Source organism: Pseudomonas sp. P7758 (assembly GCF_013386485.1).
Classification (GTDB): Bacteria; Pseudomonadota; Gammaproteobacteria; order Pseudomonadales; family Pseudomonadaceae; genus Aquipseudomonas.
Genome location: NZ_JACARS010000258.1, coordinates 1 through 1,939 on the forward strand (window position 1 = coordinate 1; position 1,939 = coordinate 1,939).

Sequence of the window (1,939 nt, forward strand, 5' to 3'; positions counted from 1 at the left end):
GTTACCCGGCATGGCCGAGCGCACGGTGGTGCTCAACAGCCTGTCGAAAAGCCACGCCATGACCGGCTGGCGGGTAGGCTGGGTGGCAGGCCCGCCCACGTTGATCAGCCATCTGGAGAACTTGCTGCTGTGCATGATTTACGGCCTGCCAGGGTTTATCCAGGCGGCGGCGCTCAAGGCACTGGAACTGGATGAGGCCGTGGTCAGCGATGCCCGTGCGGTGTATCGGCGCCGGCGTGACCTGGTGGTGAACGCGTTGAGTGCGATCAGCGAGCTGGACTGCCGAGTCCCCCAGGCGGGCATGTTCATGCTGGTGGACGTACGCCGCACCGGGCTCAGCGGCCGGGAATTCGCCTGGCAACTGTATCGCCAGACCGGCGTATCGGTGCTTGACGCCCAGGCGTTTGGCCCCAGCGCCGAAGGGTTTGTGCGGGTTTCGTTTACCGTCGCCGATGACACCCTCAGGGAGGCTTGCCAGCGCATTGCCGGCTTCGTCGAAGGGCTTGGGGCCGACGCCGCGCCTTTACGTGATCGCCGATAACAGGTAGCGGCTGTACCAGGAATTGGGCTACGAAAAACGCGCCTTCGAAATGGGCAAGCGCCTTGGTTAAATCAACCGTTGGTAAGATGCCCCTTGATGACCTGTACGTATTTCTGTACGTTTCAGCCATTAAGCGAGGACTCAATTATGGAAACTATCAACTACACCCATGCACGGGCCCATCTCTCGGACACGATGGATCGGGTAAACGAAGATCGTGCCCCTCTGTTGGTGACCCGGCAAAAAGGTGAACCGGTGGTCATGATCTCTCTCTCAGAGTTCAACGCTCTTGAAGAGACGGCCTATCTGCTGCGCTCTCCCAACAACGCGGAACGCTTGATCAAATCGATCAACAGCCTGCGAGCCGGAAAGGCCAAGCCGAGGCAGTTGATTGAAGAATGAAAATACTCTTTACGCCTGAAGGCTGGGACGACTACCTCTGGTTTCAACAAAACGACAAAGCTGGGCTCAAACGCATCAACTTACTGATCAAATCGATCCAGCGTGATCCTTTTGACGGCGTTGGCAAACCAGAACCACTCAAACATAACCTCAGTGGTTTCTGGTCCAGGCGAATCACAGCGGAACATCGTCTGGTGTACGGGATTGAGGAGGGTGAAATACAGATCCTCATGTGTCGCTATCACTATTGACGCCATTTACCGTCAGGATCCTGCCTTGACCTGATCCCCCTCCCCGCTGAAAATGCGCGACGCTTTTCCCGTCTCCCCGTTTACTGAAGTAGTGAAATTTCAATGTCTGATTCCCGCACCGAAGAATCCGTAGTCGCCTTGCAATCCAAAGCTGAATACGAAAACGCCATCAATCTTTCACAGCACGTGCCGGCGGCCAAGACCATCAGTGAAATGGTGCTGGACGCGTTCCACACCTCCAAGGAAAGCGACCAGATCCGCGAGCTGCGCGTGGCCATCCGCCAGGCCCACGACGCTTTCGACGACGACAAGGCCTACGACCTGATGGGCGAGCTCAAGCAGCTCAAGGACGCCGAAGCCGCCGACAACGCCGCCCTCGAAGACCTGAACAGCAAGTTCTCCATCAGCCGCATCCTGTCCAGCTTCAAGGACGACCCGGAGTTTCAGGAGCTGGTCTACGGCCTGGCCCTCAAGGTGCTGAACCAGACCCACCAGGCCATCAGCAACCCGAGCGCCGGCAAAGGCAAGGCTTCCCGCCCGAAGAAGGAAGTGGAAGTGTTCGCCATCAGCAAGGACGGCATCAGCGTCACCCTGCCGCTGCGTTCGCCGCGCTCCAAGCCGAACGTCGACCGTGAGGCGTTTGAATTCCTCGGCTTTACCTTTGTCGGTGAAGGTGACGAGGCGGAACTGGAAGTTGAAACCTTTGTGGATAACTCGGGCGCCGAGCAGCCACTGACGCGTAAAA

Annotated in this window: 4 protein-coding genes; all 4 read left to right on the forward strand. The window is 57.9% G+C overall.

Going from position 1 to position 1,939, the window contains the following annotated elements; all coding sequences use genetic code 11:
* Window positions 1-541: pyridoxal phosphate-dependent aminotransferase (locus tag HX873_RS31320; RefSeq protein WP_177123839.1), on the forward strand; the 541-nt coding region annotated here is incomplete at its 5' end.
* 147 nt (window positions 542-688) lie between these two features.
* Window positions 689-943, forward strand: a complete 255-nt coding sequence (locus HX873_RS31325; protein ID WP_087692805.1) for a type II toxin-antitoxin system prevent-host-death family antitoxin — start codon at window positions 689-691, stop codon at window positions 941-943.
* Entirely contained in the window at window positions 940-1,194 is a 255-nt protein-coding gene (locus tag HX873_RS31330; protein ID WP_087692806.1) for a Txe/YoeB family addiction module toxin, read from the forward strand. The genes HX873_RS31325 and HX873_RS31330 overlap by 4 nt, the downstream gene beginning before the upstream one ends.
* Before the next feature lie 102 nt (window positions 1,195-1,296).
* Window positions 1,297-1,939, forward strand: a 643-nt coding sequence (locus HX873_RS31335) for a hypothetical protein (protein WP_177123840.1), incomplete at its 3' end; no start/stop codon positions are given.

Bases quoted from the DNA above. Each gene is read 5' to 3' on its own strand.
- HX873_RS31330 (WP_087692806.1), top strand. From the start codon at position 940: ATGAAAATACTCTTTACGCCTGAAGGCTGGGACGACTACCTCTGGTTT.
- HX873_RS31325 (WP_087692805.1), top strand. From the start codon at position 689: ATGGAAACTATCAACTACACCCATGCACGGGCCCATCTCTCGGACACG.